This is a genomic window from Sneathiella litorea (genome assembly GCF_009882915.1).
Classification (GTDB): domain Bacteria; phylum Pseudomonadota; class Alphaproteobacteria; order Sneathiellales; family Sneathiellaceae; genus Sneathiella; species Sneathiella litorea.
This window is the reverse complement of the sequence record NZ_WTUW01000002.1, coordinates 463,840-479,997: the sequence shown is the minus strand read 5'-3', so window position 1 is coordinate 479,997 and position 16,158 is coordinate 463,840. Positions and strand designations below refer to the sequence as shown.

The 16,158-nt window shown below is 50.4% G+C and carries 15 protein-coding genes; 13 read left to right on the top strand and 2 right to left on the bottom strand.

The annotated features are described in order from the left end of the window. Positions 1-3 precede the first annotated feature (3 nt). Positions 4-1,173: an efflux RND transporter periplasmic adaptor subunit gene (locus GQE98_RS08560; protein ID WP_161315242.1), complete on the bottom strand. Its 1,170-nt coding sequence runs from the start codon at positions 1,171-1,173 to the stop codon at positions 4-6. Positions 1,174-1,778: 605 nt separating this feature from the next. Here GQE98_RS08560 and GQE98_RS08555 point away from each other — a divergent pair. The 13 genes from GQE98_RS08555 to GQE98_RS08495 all read left to right on the top strand — a co-directional run bounded on the left by GQE98_RS08555 (position 1,779) and on the right by GQE98_RS08495 (position 15,016). Further along, positions 1,779-2,546 carry an IclR family transcriptional regulator gene (locus GQE98_RS08555; RefSeq protein WP_161315241.1) on the top strand — a complete coding sequence of 256 codons (768 nt, stop codon included), beginning with the start codon at positions 1,779-1,781 and terminating at the stop codon, positions 2,544-2,546. Positions 2,547-2,588: 42 nt separating this feature from the next. After that, a complete protein-coding gene (locus GQE98_RS08550; RefSeq protein WP_161315240.1) occupies positions 2,589-3,632 on the top strand; it encodes a TRAP transporter substrate-binding protein DctP in 1,044 nt (347 codons plus the stop codon). Further along, on the top strand, positions 3,632-4,177 hold the full coding sequence (locus GQE98_RS08545) for a TRAP transporter small permease (protein ID WP_161315239.1): 546 nt from the start codon (positions 3,632-3,634) through the stop codon (positions 4,175-4,177). Before GQE98_RS08550 ends, GQE98_RS08545 begins: the two co-directional genes overlap by 1 nt. After that, the gene (locus tag GQE98_RS08540; protein ID WP_161315238.1) at positions 4,178-5,467 is read left to right on the top strand and encodes a TRAP transporter large permease; all 1,290 of its coding nucleotides are present in this window, start codon (positions 4,178-4,180) and stop codon (positions 5,465-5,467) included. Beyond that, positions 5,464-6,447 (top strand): NADPH:quinone oxidoreductase family protein, encoded by a 984-nt coding sequence (locus tag GQE98_RS08535; protein ID WP_161315237.1) that lies wholly within the window; start codon positions 5,464-5,466, stop codon positions 6,445-6,447. Before GQE98_RS08540 ends, GQE98_RS08535 begins: the two co-directional genes overlap by 4 nt. Continuing rightward, positions 6,444-7,238 (top strand): enoyl-CoA hydratase/isomerase family protein, encoded by a 795-nt coding sequence (locus GQE98_RS08530; RefSeq protein ID WP_161315236.1) that lies wholly within the window; start codon positions 6,444-6,446, stop codon positions 7,236-7,238. The genes GQE98_RS08535 and GQE98_RS08530 overlap by 4 nt, the downstream gene beginning before the upstream one ends. A 2-nt stretch (positions 7,239-7,240) precedes the next feature. Further along, on the top strand, positions 7,241-8,836 hold the full coding sequence (locus GQE98_RS08525) for a class I adenylate-forming enzyme family protein (protein ID WP_161315235.1): 1,596 nt from the start codon (positions 7,241-7,243) through the stop codon (positions 8,834-8,836). Between the two features lie 482 nt (positions 8,837-9,318). Continuing rightward, entirely contained in the window at positions 9,319-10,428 is a 1,110-nt protein-coding gene (locus GQE98_RS08520; protein WP_161315234.1) for a TRAP transporter substrate-binding protein, read from the top strand. Positions 10,429-10,505: 77 nt separating this feature from the next. Beyond that, positions 10,506-11,078: a TRAP transporter small permease subunit gene (locus GQE98_RS08515; RefSeq protein WP_161315233.1), complete on the top strand. Its 573-nt coding sequence runs from the start codon at positions 10,506-10,508 to the stop codon at positions 11,076-11,078. Between the two features lie 39 nt (positions 11,079-11,117). Beyond that, positions 11,118-12,482, top strand: coding sequence for a TRAP transporter large permease (locus GQE98_RS08510; protein WP_161315232.1), 1,365 nt, complete (start codon positions 11,118-11,120; stop codon positions 12,480-12,482). Beyond that, positions 12,482-13,840, top strand: a complete 1,359-nt coding sequence (locus GQE98_RS08505; protein ID WP_202526171.1) for an amidase — start codon at positions 12,482-12,484, stop codon at positions 13,838-13,840. Before GQE98_RS08510 ends, GQE98_RS08505 begins: the two co-directional genes overlap by 1 nt. 11 nt (positions 13,841-13,851) lie before the next feature. Next, positions 13,852-14,049, top strand: coding sequence for a hypothetical protein (locus GQE98_RS08500; RefSeq protein ID WP_202526170.1), 198 nt, complete (start codon positions 13,852-13,854; stop codon positions 14,047-14,049). 4 nt (positions 14,050-14,053) lie between these two features. Next, positions 14,054-15,016 (top strand): 2-hydroxyacid dehydrogenase, encoded by a 963-nt coding sequence (locus GQE98_RS08495; protein ID WP_161315231.1) that lies wholly within the window; start codon positions 14,054-14,056, stop codon positions 15,014-15,016. A 366-nt stretch (positions 15,017-15,382) separates the two neighbouring features. Here the strand turns inward: GQE98_RS08495 and GQE98_RS08490 are convergent, their stop codons facing one another. Next, positions 15,383-16,147 carry a maleate cis-trans isomerase family protein gene (locus tag GQE98_RS08490; protein ID WP_161315230.1) on the bottom strand — a complete coding sequence of 255 codons (765 nt, stop codon included), beginning with the start codon at positions 16,145-16,147 and terminating at the stop codon, positions 15,383-15,385. Positions 16,148-16,158 lie beyond the last annotated feature (11 nt).

Genomic DNA, 16,158 nt, shown 5'->3' with positions numbered 1-16,158 from the left:
AAGTTACTCCAATCCGACCAATTTTTCCTGAGTTAAGCCATCCGCATCAATCTTCACGGGAACAGGCTTGAGTTCGACGCCCGCGCGCAGATTTTTTTGCCCGTCAACAATGACCAACGTGCCATCCTCCAATCCGGATTGAATGATCCAGTTATTCTCATATGAACCGGCGGTCTCAAGGCTGAGCTGCTTTGATTTGCCGTCCTCACCAACCACAAAGATCTTCAGTTTTCCATCGGCACCATGCTCACCAGCCCGTTGCGGAACCAATACGGCGCTTTTTGTACCGAGGGTAACTTGTGCACGCAGGAACATTCCCGGCCTGATTAGGTGATGTGGGTTCTCGAAACGAAACCTTACTGACACTGTGCCTGTTGAGGTAGACACACTAGCGCTTGGAGTCACAAGACTACCTTCGCCAAGATATACTTCGCCATTTTCGAGAGTTAGTTGGGCGGTGATTTTTCGGTTGAACTCAAGAGTTCCGCTTCTAATTTGTTTGCGAACTGCAAGGATATTTGCACTGGTATCAAGCATATCAGCATCGATTGGGTCCAGCGTCGTAATTGTCGTCAGAGTGTTGGTTTGTCCTTCGGTCACTAAATCACCGATTGAGACCGAGGCAACTTCGGCCACGCCATCTATCGGGGCACGGATTGTGGTCCATGATAGCTGGGTTCGTGCAAATTTCAGCGCGGCCTTCGCTGATTGCAGAGTGGCTTTAGCAGAGGCCAGAGATGATTGCGCCGTTTCGAGTGTTGCCTCACTCGTCGTGCCGGTACTATGCAGTCTCAGGGCGCGGTCGTATGCTGCCTGCTTGACAGGTAAATCCGCCTCAGCCTCTACCACCGCAGCCTCTTTTGAGGCGACTTCAGCGGCGTAGCTCGCGTCATCCAGTTGGAACAGGGGATCGCCAGCTTTCAGTTCCTTACCCGGGGTATACAGTTTTTCAGTGATTACACCAGTAACCCTTGGGCGCACGCCAGCTTGCTCATAGGCAACCGCCCGCCCGGGTATTTGCACGGTATGAGGCACGGTCTGTTGATGCACCTCTACGACTCCTACTTCCGCAGGACCTTGAGGCTTTGCCGCCTGTGCCTGAACATTCAGCGGATAACCCAACACAAATGCCGCGAGAAGCGCGCGGCACAGGATACCGGTTTGTCTGGCCATTTCTTAATTCCTTGATTTTGTATGTGGGCGGCGTAATTGGGCTGCTAAAATTATTGAAAATATTCAGGGGTAAAGTGTGTCGCTTCAAAAAGGGTTTCGCTCTTCTTACAGCATTTGGCAGCGAATCCGGTAGCTCAAAGTATTCAAAGGCTGTTTGGAGTCGTGTATTTTCATGGTGCAGGTGTCGGTATAAGAGCATTGCATCTTTCATCATCTCCTCTGGATTGAGCTCAAGGCTTGCATGGAATGATCATTCAACGGATCACATTTAAAATTCCGTCGAGAAAAATCGAAATTTTTTCGATTTATATACGGTTGATGGGGGAAGTCGGATAATGGGCCGCGAAATAGGAACCATAAACCTGAGTATTATAGTATCGAACAGTACTGTCGCCGCCATTTAACCTACCGAAAATCATTCAAGATTCAAGGAAGTGCAGTACTCGCGGAGTGGCGGCAACCTAGTAACAATTTTTGCCACGCGGAGGTGAGGGGGGGGGGGCGTTCATTTGATGGCGCCGGCTCAATAAACTCATTGCTTGACTTTATTTATCTGGCTGTCTTAATATTCGGGATATGGTCTCAAAAAACAGGACTCTCTGAAAATGAAATCTGGGCCATTGACCCGATATCATAAGATTTTATCGGTGGTCGCGGCGGCGCCGGGTGGGCTCGCTGTCTCGGAACTGATGAAAAAAGCGGAATTACCGAAAAGTTCTGCTCATCGCATGGCGGCAACTCTGTGTGAAGCAGGGTATCTGACCCATTCGGACTCAGGGAATTATACGCTGGGTCCTGCCCTAGATGATATCATTCGGTCCCGAATTTCTGCGTCCTATAAGGGCAAGGCGTTTACAAAAGCGCTTCGCGAGCTTGAGAATAGATTTGAGGAAACGGCGTTCTGTGCCCGTCTTTCAAATGGTGTGGTCGAAATATTCGATGTTGTTACACCTCGAAGTGGGGAGCGGTCTTATGTCTATCCTGGGCTTGGTAGTCGTCCATTGGATAAATGTTCCTCAAGCCGAATAATTCTCGCTTTCCGGGACAAGAAGGAGATTGAAAGCTGGCTGGAGCAGGAATGCCAGCAATCAAATCTCTCCGCATCGGAAATCGAAGCGGCGCATGAGGCAATAGAAGTTGCGCGTCGGGACGGATATGCGGTTTGCGATGGTGAAATTGACGAAGGGGTCTGTAGTGTGGCCTGTCCGGTATTTTTGGAGCCATTTGGCGTTCTTTACAGCATCGGCATAACGGGACCGGCCGCCCGTATCAAAGAAGTATCTATCGACAAAATAGTGAAAGAGTTGCGTATCGTTGCCGAAAATACTGCGGTCAATCTGTCCGCTGAATATTTGGCGGAAAGAAGTTTGTAGTAGATCAATTAAACAATAAAAAAACCTAACAAGGAGAGAGCAGTGCACCAGTTAATAAAAAAATCCACATCTGTTTCGACTATTGCGGCATTCATGATCGCAAGTGCATTAGCCGGCGGGGCACAAGCTGCAGAGAAAGTAACGCTGAAATTCGCGGACTGGATGCCGCCGAGCCATTATACGGTTAAGAATATGGCGGAACCCTTTATGGGCAAGGCAAAGGAGCTCTCTGGCGGTCAGATCGATATTCAATATTTCCCCGGCGAACAGCTTGGAAAGGGTAAGGATGCGTTGACATTGGTTCAGACCGGTGTTGCCGATATTGCCGATATTTCTCCTGCATATATCTCGGATAAGTTTGTTCTCAGCAGCGTTGCGGAACTTCCCGCAATGTTCAGTACGGCCTGTGAGGGCACCGAAGCATTTGCCGCCTTGGCAACAGGTGGCGGGATTCTTGCCGAGAACGAATTTACGCCGAAGGGTGTGCGTGTACTGGTTTCAGCTGCATATGCGCCTTACAAAGTATTGACCGTAAACAAGAAAGTTTCAAAAGTTGAAGATTTCGAGGGGCTTAAAATCCGCACCGCAGGTGGTGCTATGGATATGACAGCCAATACCTTGAACTCCGTTTCCGTCCGGATGCCGGGGCCAGACATCCTCCCATCAATGACCCGTGGTACTCTGGACGGAACTCTGGCGCCCCTGCAAAGCGTCAAGGTTTTCGACATACAAACCGTGCTGAAGCATATGACGACCGATGTAAGCCTCGGCAGCTTCATTACGGTATATGCGATCAGCGATCGCGCATGGGAATCCTTGTCTTCGGAACAGCAGAAGGCGTTAGTTGAAGCCGGAAACTTCGCCACCAAAACACATTGCGAATATATCGATGCCAAGGAGCCGAAAGTCATTGAAGAATTGACGAATGATGGCATTACTCCAAATACAATGGATGATGGTGAGCTCGCCAAATTGAATGAAGCACTTGCAGGTGTTCACAAGGCCTGGGCTGATCGGGTGGATGGCCTTAACATGCCCGGCAACGATGTCCTTCAAGCATTTCAGAAGCAAGTTAGCGCGAACTGATGTTTGCAAAAGCAGCCATTTTATGGCTGGATCGCTGTCTGCTGCGCCTTGATTATCTGCTTGCCGGCGCAGCAGCCGCTTCCGTTGCCATAATGATGCTTCTTACATCGCTCGATGTGGGATTGCGTTATGCGCTGAATTCACCTTTATCGTGGGTGTATGATGTGACAATGCTCTATTTATTGCCGGCGGCGTTTATCTTCGGCTTTTCCTTCACGCTGCGCAGCAATAATCATATCAATGTAGATTTTTTTGCGCGCTGGCTACCGAAACCAATTCGCGGTTATTCCTCATTGATTACCAGTCTCGCAGCTGGGGCGATCTTTCTTTATATTACGATTATCACTGCAGCAGTTGCATGGGATGCTTGGGTTGCCAATGAGGTTATGTTCGGGACGTTGAACTGGCCGATCTGGCCATCGAAACTGATCATCCCGCTCGGCATGGCGTTACTGTCCTTGCGCTGTTTTCATTCTGTACTTTGCTCCTTGATACCCTCGGTGGAGCTGGACCCTGTCCACGAACATTTGACGGAGGAACTGTAGATGGAAATTGCACTTCCCGTCGGGGTCCTGCTTCTTCTGCTGGCTGTAGGCTGTCCAGTTGCCTTTTGTCTCGTCATCTCGGGCAGTATAGGGCTATTTCTTGTCGGTGGCGTTACCTTGGTAAACGGTATCCTGCTGACAGCACCGTCTTCTGCACTTAGTAGTTACGAGTTTCTGACGATTCCAATGTTTCTGCTGATGGCGGAATTCATGATCGTGAGCGGCGTGTCGAATTCCCTGTTTGAATGTATCGCCCGATGGACTGGCCGCGTTCCCGGCGGCCTGGGCATCTCCACAGCACTGACCGGTGCTGCATTCGGGGCAATTTCCGGATCCAGTACTGCTGCGGCGGCAACACTCTCCACCACTAGTATTCCCGCCATGGTAAAGGAAGGGTATGAACCCAGCTTCGCCAGCGGCATTGTCTCCATTTCTGGAACTCTAGCCATGCTGATCCCGCCGAGTGTGGCGATTATCTTCTATGGCCTGCTTAGCGGCACAAGTGTTGCGGCGCTGCTTGTGGCAGGCATAATTCCCGGCTTGCTGGTAACCCTTGTGGTAATATTGACTATTTGGTTGTTGTTATTCCTGAAGCCTTCATTGGCGCGCAAGTCGCAATCTTACAGCTGGGCGGAGAAGTTTAGATCCCTGAGAGTAGCAGGACCATTCATTGGCTTGTTCATGCTTGTGACAGGTTTGATCTATCTTGGCATTGCAACCCCGGTCGAGGCCTCAGCGTTAGGGGCCTTGGGGGCATTCTTTTTCACAATGATGAACGGAACACTCAACTGGTCCGCCTTTAAAACAGCATTGCTCAATACGGTCATTACGTCCGCCATGATAGGTCTGATCGTGATTTGTGCCCATATCTTCGGATATTTTGTCACGATTACGCAGATAACCCAGTCGCTTGTGGATTTTGTCGTCAGCCATAATCTCCATCCCTATATGGTAATCTTCTTTTTTGCGGTCCTTTACCTGATACTTGGCTGCTTTTTGGATCAGCTATCTATCCTTATTTTGACCATCCCGATTGCTTTGCCGGTGGTGCTGCAGCTCGGCTTTGACCCAATCTGGTTCGGCATCGTGGTTATTCTACTGGCTGAAGTGGGGATGGTGACGCCACCGGTGGGTCTTAATGTGTTTATTGTTGCGAAGAAGGTCGGCCGTCCGGTAGAGGAGGTTTTCTCCGGGGTCTGGCCGCATGTTTGCGCTCACCTTCTTCTAATCACGGCTTTGATCCTGATGCCGCAGATCATTCTTTGGCTGCCTAATACGATGGGGCAATGATGCGAGGAATTTTATGCGATAGCTACGGTTGGCCACGCTCACTGGAACTAAGGGATATTCCGGAACCTCAGTTGAGGCCTGGGCAGCTTCTTGTCGAAGTGCAGGCGGCGGGTGTTAATTTTGCCGATACTCTGGTTATGTCGGGAGAGTATCAGGAGAAGCTCGACCTGCCCTTCATTCCCGGTGCAGAACTTTGTGGCACTGTCATAGAAGTGGCTGATGATGTCTCAGGCTTTATGGTTGGTGACAGGATTATCTGTCAGGTTCCTTCCGGTGCATATGCGGAAATTGCTGCTGTTGATGCAAGAACGGCTATAAAAATTCCAAAAAGCATGTCCGCAGAAGAAGCTGCTGGGTTCTATATTGCATATGGAACCGCTTACTGCGGCCTTCTACACCGAGGCAGATTCCAAAAAGGGGAGAGCGTCCTGATTACCGGTGCAGCCGGTGGGGTAGGGCGTGCCGCAGTGGATTTGGCAGTTGCCCTTGGTGCCAATGTGATTGCCGTTGCCGGTGGAGTGTCGCGGCAGGAAGACCTGCTCAGGCTTGGTGCATCTGCTGTCTTTGATAGCGACCCTTCCCAATTGCGCCAGAAAATTATGGAGGCAACGGACGGAAAAGGTATTGATATTGTTCTGGATATGGTCGGTGGGGGCGTCACGCGGGAATCCTTAAGATGCCTCAAATTTGAAGGGCGGTTGTTATTGATTGGTTTTGCGACGGGCAGTGCGGCGAGCCTTCCGTCAAATCATCTTCTCGTCAAAAATGTAGATGTGTGTGGGTTTTATTGGGGGCCTTATCAATCTCGCTTCCCATTAGAAACGCGGGAATCTTTTGAACAGCTCTTCGCGTTTTATGAACAGGGACGATTGCACCCCAAGCCTGGCCTCGTGCTTCCAATCAATAAAATCAATGAAGCCTATGTGGCGTTAAATAAAAGAAAACATTCCGGAAAAATAATACTGGAGATAAAAAAATGACAAAATCGGAAGCTGTAAGTCTGGAATATTCAAAGGAAATACCGGGGTTGGCGATTGTCCAGATTAGCCGCCCGGAAGCGCGCAATGCTTTCAATGATGATGTCATAGAGGGGCTGATGGATGCAGCCCTGAGCCTGCGAAAAGATACATCTGTTCAGGTGGTCATTCTCAGCGGGAAGGGCGGGTTCTTTTCGGCTGGTGCCGATATTTCCACCTTCTCAAAAATTGAAGGGGAAACAGATATAAATCGCGTTCGCCAATGGGCCTATGAGGGGTCCAGGCTATGCCGAGAATGGGAGGAGCTACCGCAGCTTACAATCGCGGCGATCGAAGGTGGCGCTGTCGGCGGCGGCCTTGGCATTGCCGTTAGTTGCGATTGGCGGATAATGGCGTCGGATGCATGGGTCTATGTGCCGGAAGTTAAGCTTGGATTGAACTTTGGCTGGTCCACCTTGCCAAGGCTGAATAATCTGATAGGTCCCGCAAGAACAAAAACCCTATCCATACTTTGTCGTCGTCATATGGCTACCGAATGTGAAAGCTGGGGTCTGGCGGATGCCATTTCTGCGCCTGGAGAAGCTCTTGAAAAGGCTCAAAATCTCGCGGAAGAGGCTTTGCAGGTTCCGCGCTTGCCCGTACGCATTATCAAACGGGCGGTCAATACAAATGCGAATGCCCTGAATGCCTCGACCAGCTATGCCGACATGGATGAAATGCTAGTTTGCATGACGGATCAGGAAGGAAATGCCGCACGCGGTGCAACCGTCGGGAAGACTGCAAAAGGAAAATAAAAATGGAAAATGGCCTTTTCGATCAATTCCGCATTGGAGATTATCTCGAGCACCATGCGAAAAGTTTTCCAACGCGTACGGCTGTATGTGATACCCGGTCGTCACTGAGCTATTCAGAGCTGGCGGAAGCCGTTGACGCTTGCGCCCGGGCCATGCACGCAGCGAATATTCTACCTGGTGATCGCGTTGCTGTTTTGGCGCCGCCGCGGGTGGAGGCACTAATTACTTTTCTCGCTGCTGCAAAGCTGGGCGTTATCTGGTTGGGGCTTAATCCGAAATACCAATTGAACGAAATGGACTATATTGTTTCGGACGCAAAGCCGAGCCTGCTTTTCAGCATCGATACTTTAGAAGGGCGAAACTATCGTGAAGATGCCCAGAAGTTATTGCGCGCCCATTCATCAATTCGGTGCAGTGTAGGGTTGGAATCCGATGACATCTGGGATGTCGGATTTTCGGACTGGCTGGTTGAGGGAAGCCGCAAGGTCCAAGAAACAGAGAAATTTGCTGCAGCAATAGAGGCGGTTCCATTATCAACGCCAGCTCTTCTGGTTTATACGTCTGGCTCAAGCGGCAAACCAAAAGGCGTCATGTTGGGTCAACGAGAGTTACTTCAGCGAAGCCGCACTCAGAATGAGCAGTTTCCGGTAACCCCTTATCCTTGTGTTCTGAATCCTTTACCCATTAATCATATCGGGGGAATGCATTTCCTGACGCTCTATACCTTTGTGGGGGCGGGGACAATCATTCTGACAGAAAAGTTCCTGCCCGATGAATTCATTGGCGCGATAAAGAATAAGAAAATCAATATTTTATACATCCTGCCCACGATGTTTCAGATTATCGCGGGCCGGCCTGAATATTCTCCCGAAATGCTTGATAACCTGCAATGGTTCGTCTTTTCCGGAGCGGCCATGCCGATGGAATTCGTGAACCAGCTCTTTCGATCAAAATGTAATGTTGGGCTCACCTACGGAATGACGGAAACCTGTGGATCAGTAACCTATGCGCGAAAATCCGGGGACAATCAGGAGGTTTTGTTCAATTCAATTGGCGCACCGACACCCCCGGGTGAAGTGAGGCTCATGAACGAGACAGGGGCACTGTGCAAGGCAGGGGAAAGCGGAGAGATACAGGTGCGTGCTGAATTTTGTATGCGGGGATATTTCAACAGACCTGAGGCGACAGCGGAAGCCTATACAGATGATGGCTGGTTTAGATCCGGAGATATTGCAAAGCTTAGGGAAGACGGGAACATAGAATTTGTCGGCCGAATAAGCGAAATGTTCAAGTCCGGCGGTTACAACGTCTATCCGCGTGAAGTAGAACTCGCGCTGGAGGAACACTCGGATGTTCAACTTGCTGCGGTTGTCGGGATTCCGGATCCACTATATGCGGAGGTTGGTTGGGCCTATATTATTCCAAGAGATGGGGTGGCGCTGGAAGCCGACGCGCTTAAAGAATGGTGCGCCAAAAGACTGGCCAATTACAAGATCCCTAAGCATTTTGTATTCGAGAGCGAGTTGCCGATGCTGCCGGTAGGCAAGGTGGACAAAGCGCGCCTTAAAAGAGGGCATGAAGAGACCTTGGCCCATTAAATTGAAGACGGCATTGTCAAGAACATTTTCTGGATAGTCATTTATTCACCAACTAGCCTCTAAGCAAAAAAATAGGGCCGCACCGGTAGAGTGGCAACGCTTTAGCGCGGCATAATGGCGGGACGTTTGTGCCATTTTATGCCAAACAGAGACGAGGTCGCATTCATCTTACAGCACAATAAGCAATCCTCGCGGCGACAAGGGAACGTCTATGTCTCGGTAGAATAGTATAAATTGATCCGACATCCAGACCGCTTGCTGAATTATGTGGGTGGGCGCGCGATGGCGCTGATAGGGGATCATTTACATCCAAGAAGAGCAATACAACGCCGGGTTTATTCTGCAAAAATTAATGTGACGATATCGGCAATTTTCTTGTGAAGAAATGCAACGCCAGAAAGTCGGCTTGCATTCTGTCGTAAATGATGATCTATTTTATATTAGATAAAAATAAGGTAACGGCATTATCATGGGAGGTGAAAATGACTGAGAAGACTGTAGATCGCAGAAAGTTTCTAAAAGGCAGTGCCCTTGCGGCTGCCGCAACAGCAGGAACTCTCGCCGCACCTGCAATAGCGCGAGCGGAACCTGTTACATTGAAAATGCAAGCTTCATGGGGCGGCGGCATTTTTCTTGAAAATGCACAATCATATGTTGATCGTGTTCATGCCATGGCAGGCAAGGATATCAAAATCGACCTTTTGCCTGTTGACTCGGTTGTTAAGACCAGTCAGATGCAAGATGCGGTGCATCGTGGAGTGCTCGACGCAGCTCACTATGTGCCGGCTTATTGGTATTCAAAATCTCCGACAGCGTCATTGTTCGGCACCGGACCATGTTTTGGCTGGTCCTCACAGGAAGTGCTCGGTTGGGTTAATTATGGCGGCGGACAGGAATTATTCGACGAATTAATGGGTAATCTTGGCCTGAATGTTGTGTCGTTCTTTAACAGCCCAATGCCTGCACAGCCGATGGGATGGTTTAAGCAGGAAATCACGGATGTCTCACAGCTAAAGGGACTGAAATATAGAACCGTTGGTCTTGCAGCTGACGTTCTCCTGGAAATGGGGATGTCTGTTGTGCAGCTTCCAGGCGGTGAAATACAACCAGCGATGAAGGCCGGTCTGATTGATGCCGCGGAATTCAATAATCCGACATCTGACCGCGATTTCGGCATGCAGGATGTATCGAAATTCTATCATCTCGCGTCTTTCCATCAGTCTCAGGAATTCTTCGAAATTACGTTTAATAAGAAAAAATATGAAGGCCTTCCCGCGGAGCTACAGGCTGTATTGAAGTATGCGTCTGAGGCCGAAAACTCAAACTTTTATTGGCACAACACGAAACGGTATGCAGATGACCTCAATAAACTCCGGGATGAGCAGGATGTAAAAGTTTACCGGACGCCGGATAATGTCATGGCAGCTCAACTCGCGGCCTGGGATGTCGTTATTGAGCGAATTAGCGCTGAAGATCCTTTCTTTGCAAAGGTCGTCGAGTCACAAATGGCCTACGCCAAAAACGTCATGGGTTACTTGAACCTGAATCAACCGGATTACAAGCTGGCCTATAACCATTACTTCGGCTCGTAAACGCGAGTAAGTGGTACACGCCCCGGGGACTATAAGATAGTCCCCGGTTTTGCTTAGTAAGTTGCGGATAGGGTGCGATGACAAAATTCGTCTATACGATTGAGGGACTAAGCCTCTGGGTAGGCAGAGCATTTGGCTGGTGCATCATGATACTGACCTTTTCGGTATCCTATGAGGTTTTCGTCCGTTATGTGTTGAATTCTCCTACGGTCTGGGCTTTTGATGTGATGGTTCAGATGTACGGGGCACTATTCCTGATGGCAGGACCGTATGCTCTCGCGCAGGATTCGCATGTTCGCGGCGATGTGCTTTACCGTCTGCTTCCCATACGTTGGCAGGCCCGAATTGACTTTGTCCTGTACATTCTGTTTTTCTTTCCCGGAATACTTGCCCTGTTCTGGTATGGCGCGGAAATTGCCGCCGACAGTTGGCGGTATCAAGAAGTGAGCTGGAACAGTCCCGCTCGCATCCAAATTTACTTCTTCAAAACGCTTATCCCTGTGGCCGGCTTCTTGTTAATTTTGCAAGGCGTCGCGGAGATTGTTCGCTGCTGGAAGGCAATTAAGCAAGGCAAATGGATGGAGCGGCTGGAAGACGTGCACGAAACAGAAGACATGTTGATGCATAAGCCCGAGCTAGACAAACTATGAGTTCATCCGTTTGCTTCGCTTTTATTGTGAGAGACGACCATGACAAACCCTGAAGTCGCCATTTTCATGCTCTGCCTGTTTATCCTTATGGTGCTGCTTGGCTTTCCGATCGCCTTCACACTTTTGGCAATGGGCGTAGGGTTCGGCTATTACGCATATTTCCAGGGCGGCATCGAAAGCTTTTCCGACCTGTTCAGCAACAACATCTTTTATCTGCTAAATCAGAATACCTACTCGGTGATGGAGAACGACACACTTGTTGCGATCCCGCTTTTTCTATTTATGGGATATGTCGTTGAGCGGGCGAATATTGTTGATCGACTCTTCTACTCCTTGCAAATGGCAGCGCGAAACCTGCCCGGGTCCATGGCGATTGCCGCTCTGATTACATGCGCCGTTTTTTCAACAGCGTCTGGTATCGTTGGCGCTGTCGTAACCTTGATGGGACTGCTTGCCTATCCCGCGATGGCCAAAGCCAACTATAAAAAAGAGTTTGCGGCTGGCGTTATTTGTGCCGGCGGCACGCTCGGTATACTTATTCCGCCGTCTATCATGCTGATTGTCTATGCGGCAATTGCAGAACTATCCCCTTTGCGGCTATATGCTGCGGCCGTGTTTCCTGGCTTAATTCTCGCCGGACTTTATATGGCATATGTCATTATCCGTGTTCTTATAAACCCGTCAATTGCGCCAAAACCACGACAGGAGGATGTCCCTCCGCCTGTTCAGATTTATATGGGGCTTCTGGTTTCCTTCGTACCACTGACAGTCCTTATTATGTTGGTGCTGGGATCCATCCTGGGTGGCCTTGCCACGCCCGCAGAGGCTGCGGCGATGGGGGCTTTGGGTGGTCTCGTGCTCGCCGTAATTTATCGTTCCCTGACCTGGAAAAAGGTAAAGGAAAGTGTATTTCTGACGGCGAAGGCTACGGCAATGGTGTGTTGGCTATTTGTCGGATCATGGACCTTTGCCTCGGTTTTTTCTTATCTTGGCGGACATGATCTTATTAGCGACTGGGTTGTCGGTATGAATCTTGAGCCCTGGCAGTTTTTGGTTATGGCACAAATAATCATTTTCCTTCTCGGTTGGCCGCTCGAATGGTCCGAAATCCTGATTATTTTCGTACCAATATTTTTGCCGATGCTGGATGTTTTTGGGGTTAATCCATACTTTTTTGCCATGCTCGTTGCGCTGAATTTACAGACTTCCTTCCTGACCCCACCGATGGCAATGTCGGCCTATTATCTTAAGGGCGTTTTGCGCAACGCTATCCAGCTTGTTGAGATTTTTAAGGGTATTATTCCCTATCTCGGCATTGTTATCCTTTGCATGGTTCTCATGTATCAGTTCCCTGGCATTGCCTTGTGGTTGCCGGACTACCTTTTCGGGAAGTATATCCCGTGATGACAGTTATGGATCAATCAATGCCAAATGTCCTGCCTGCCTTGGACGCGGCAGGCAAGATACGTGAGGGACGGTTGACGTCGGTGGAGCTTGTAAGGGCATGCCTCAACCGGATTAAGGAAACTGACGGGCAGATCAAGGCCTGGGTCCAGCTGGACACTGAATATGCCTTGGCCCGGGCGGCAGAGATGGACGACATTCGCCGCGCTGGCAGACCCCTTGGGGCCCTGCATGGCATTCCCGTAGGTCTCAAGGATATTGTTGATACTCGAGATTTCCTCACTGAGCGGGGAACGGCGATTTTCACCGGAAGGCAACCCACTGAAGATGCCGCGATTGTCGAACGGTTAAAAGATCAGGGAGCGATCATCCTTGGAAAAACCGTTACGACCGAGCTTGCTTTTGTGCAGGCGGCTGAAACCAGAAATCCGCATAACATTGCTTATTCCCCGGGTGGATCATCGAGCGGATCCGCTGCTGCCGTCGCGGCTTTCCAGGTTCCGCTGGCAATCGGCACCCAGACCAATGGGTCGGTCATTCGTCCTGCCTCTTTCTGCGGAACATATGGGTTCAAGCCGACGCGCGGTATGATCTCGCGTCGCGGCATTTTGCAGACCTCAGAATCTCTTGATCAAGTGGGCGTATTTGGCCGGACGCTGGATGATATTGCCCTACTGTCAGACGTCATAAAAGGATATGATCCGGCGGACAAATTGAGTTACGCCAGGCCGCGGCCGCTAATGCTAGAAGGATGTCGTTCCGATCCCCCGGTGGCCCCCGAATTTGTCTGGCTTGAGCTGCCCTTCAATATCCGGCTGACGCCGGCAGCGCGAGAGGGGCTGGAAGAAATCATGGCCCTGCTTGGTGACAGGGTGGAAAAGGTTTCAGTTCCGGCTTCCTTTGATGGATTCATCAATGCACAACGGGTTATCCATGAATACGAAATCTGTCTGCACCTAAAGGAAACGTTTAGCGGATACTGGGAGAAAATCAGCCCCGCGCTGCAACAGATTATTGAACATGGACGGACCATCAGCGCGGCCCAATACGAGGACGCGGTTCAATTCATGGTCTCTGCCAATGAGTATTTTGACATATTCTTTCATGACTACGATGCTGTACTCACGGCAAGCGCACCGGGCGAAGCGCCTGAATTTGCAGACGGTACAGGAGATCCTGTATTCTCAACCATCTGGACATTATGCGGCTTACCCTCAGTAAGCCTGCCCCTTCTGGTTGGCGAAACCGGCCTTCCGATTGGGGTGCAACTTGTTGCGCGAACAGAGCAGGATGATCGCTTGCTCAGGACCGCCAACTGGATGCAGAATAAGTTAAAAGAGCAACAGGCGTCAGGATAGGGAGACATGTAATGCTGTCGGGTATAAGCAAAAAAATCCTTGGTTTCATTGGCATAGCATTGGTGTCGACCTTCGTTCTTGGCCTCGCCTTTAGCATCTCCAAGGGGTTTGCCGGTTTCTGGGGAGGATTGCCGTTCTGGATCGTATCACTCTTTGTTCTCTCCATGGCTGTCTATAACTATTGGGAAGAAACACTGCGGAAGAAGTAAAATCATGGCGGCAAAGCAAGTTCTTTGGATTACGCGTAAGCTTTCCGATAAATCACTGGAGCGGGCGGCGAAAGACTATGACGCCATCATCAATTATGAAGACGGCCTGCATAGTGCTGACGAGATTGTCGAGATGAGCGCCAAGGTCGATGCAATCCTTCCCTGCCATTCGGAGCTTTTTACGGCCGACGTGGCGGCGAGACTTGATCCCCGCGTCAAAATTATTGCGAACCATTCCGTCGGTGTTGATCACTGCAACCTCGATGCCCTGAAAGCGCGCGGCATTGTTGTGACGAATACCCCGGACGTGCTTTCCGATGCGACGGCGGAAACGGCCTTCCTGCTTATGCTCGGCGCGGCGCGGCGGGCGGTTGAAGGCGACCGGATTGTGCGGTCAGGTGCGTGGAATTTCTGGAGCCCATCCTTCATGGTTGGCAAACAGGTTACCGGCCAACGCCTTGGCATCATTGGAATGGGTCGCGTCGGTCAGGCCATGGCCAGAAAGGCGCGCGGCTTCGATATGGAGGTCCACTATTTCAACAGGCGCCAGCTGCCAAAAGAACGAGAGCAAGGCGCGCAATATCACGAGGACGTGGACAGCCTGCTGGCCGTTGCTGATTTTCTGTCCTTGCATTGCCCCGCAACGCCGGAAACCACTGGCATGATTAATGCCGAGCGCATTGCCCGGCTTCCAGATGGCGCGGTTATTGTGAATACCGCGCGAGGTGCCCTTATCGATGAGCCGGCACTTATCAACGCCTTGAAGTCAGGAAAGATCTATGCAGCAGGTCTTGATTGTTTCACGACGGAGCCGGGGGGTAATCCCGCTTTCTCGGCCTTCGAGAATGTCTTCATGCTGCCCCATATCGGCAGCGCGACAGTGCAGACACGTGACGCAATGGGAGCGCGGGCACTGGATAACCTGGATGCGTTCTTTGCGGGCGAAGTGCCGAACGACAAGTTATGAGCAGGGCATCGATAACTGCCATGAAACAGGCCGCTGTTGGTGGTGCAGATGTGCCCCATTAATTGTCAGAGAGATCCGGAAGAAATCTACTTATCTGTCTCAAGATCATTCTAACTGGCTCTGGCGTCAGGACGAAGTATTTGTGAACATAAACTGGCAAACTCAATGTCTTTGGCAGGTCCTTGATCATAGGGATAGTGTCCAGCTATCCCATGCTTTCACGCGACGCGACCGCAACGTTGCTCAGTTTACCCATAAAAAAATGAGACGGTTTGAGAACGACAATTCAAATCAAGAAGTGCATTTAAAATTCAACGTGACACGGCTCTCGCGAAGTGGCTCCAACTTTCTGCCATCTTATTTCCGCTAAACCATGTCATGCTGAGACGAGGCTGAAAACAGGCGACCAGGTCCGGCGCCAACTACGGGCAGCCCCGCGAGGGTCAGCATATGCCAATAAAGAGCCTGATTACTGGTGATCACTGGCTTGCCGGTAAGACGTTCTGCTTCATCAATTATAGAAAAGCTTCTAAGATTGGTGCAAGACACAAACAGACCGTCGAGAGTTTTATCCGCACCCATCGCAACCAGGGCCTGAAGGACAGAGCTGTCGCTGATCCTGGCAACAACAGCCTCTTCCTTCTGCTCGAAGGATGCGAAATCGGCAATTTTTAACCCTTCCTTTTCCAAATGCTTGCGCATAGCTTCAGAAACATCCGCAGCATAGGGTGTGATAAAGCCCATTCGTTTAATCTTGAGCTTTCGACATGCGGCGACAACGGCAGAGATTGGGTCGGTCACGGCTGCTCCGGGATGAGATGCCTGCACAAGGTCGCAGACGGTTTGCGGACCGATAAAAGTTGCGCCGGATGTACAGCCGTAGCCGATGACGTCAAACTCTGCAGAAGCAGGGAGTAGGGCAGCAGCTGCGGGTAAATCTGCTTTCATCTGCATCAGGGTTTGCGGTGTAACATCAACCCCGCTTGGAATTCGACTATGATAGAGTCGGACGTTGTCCTCATTAAGCACGGAGCGAAATTCATCTTCCATTGTTTCATCCGCCTGCAGGACAATCAGCCCAAGGACTGCTTTTACGTCACGGCGATCCTTGAGATTGTAGGCGAGTTTCATGTGGGTCTCCT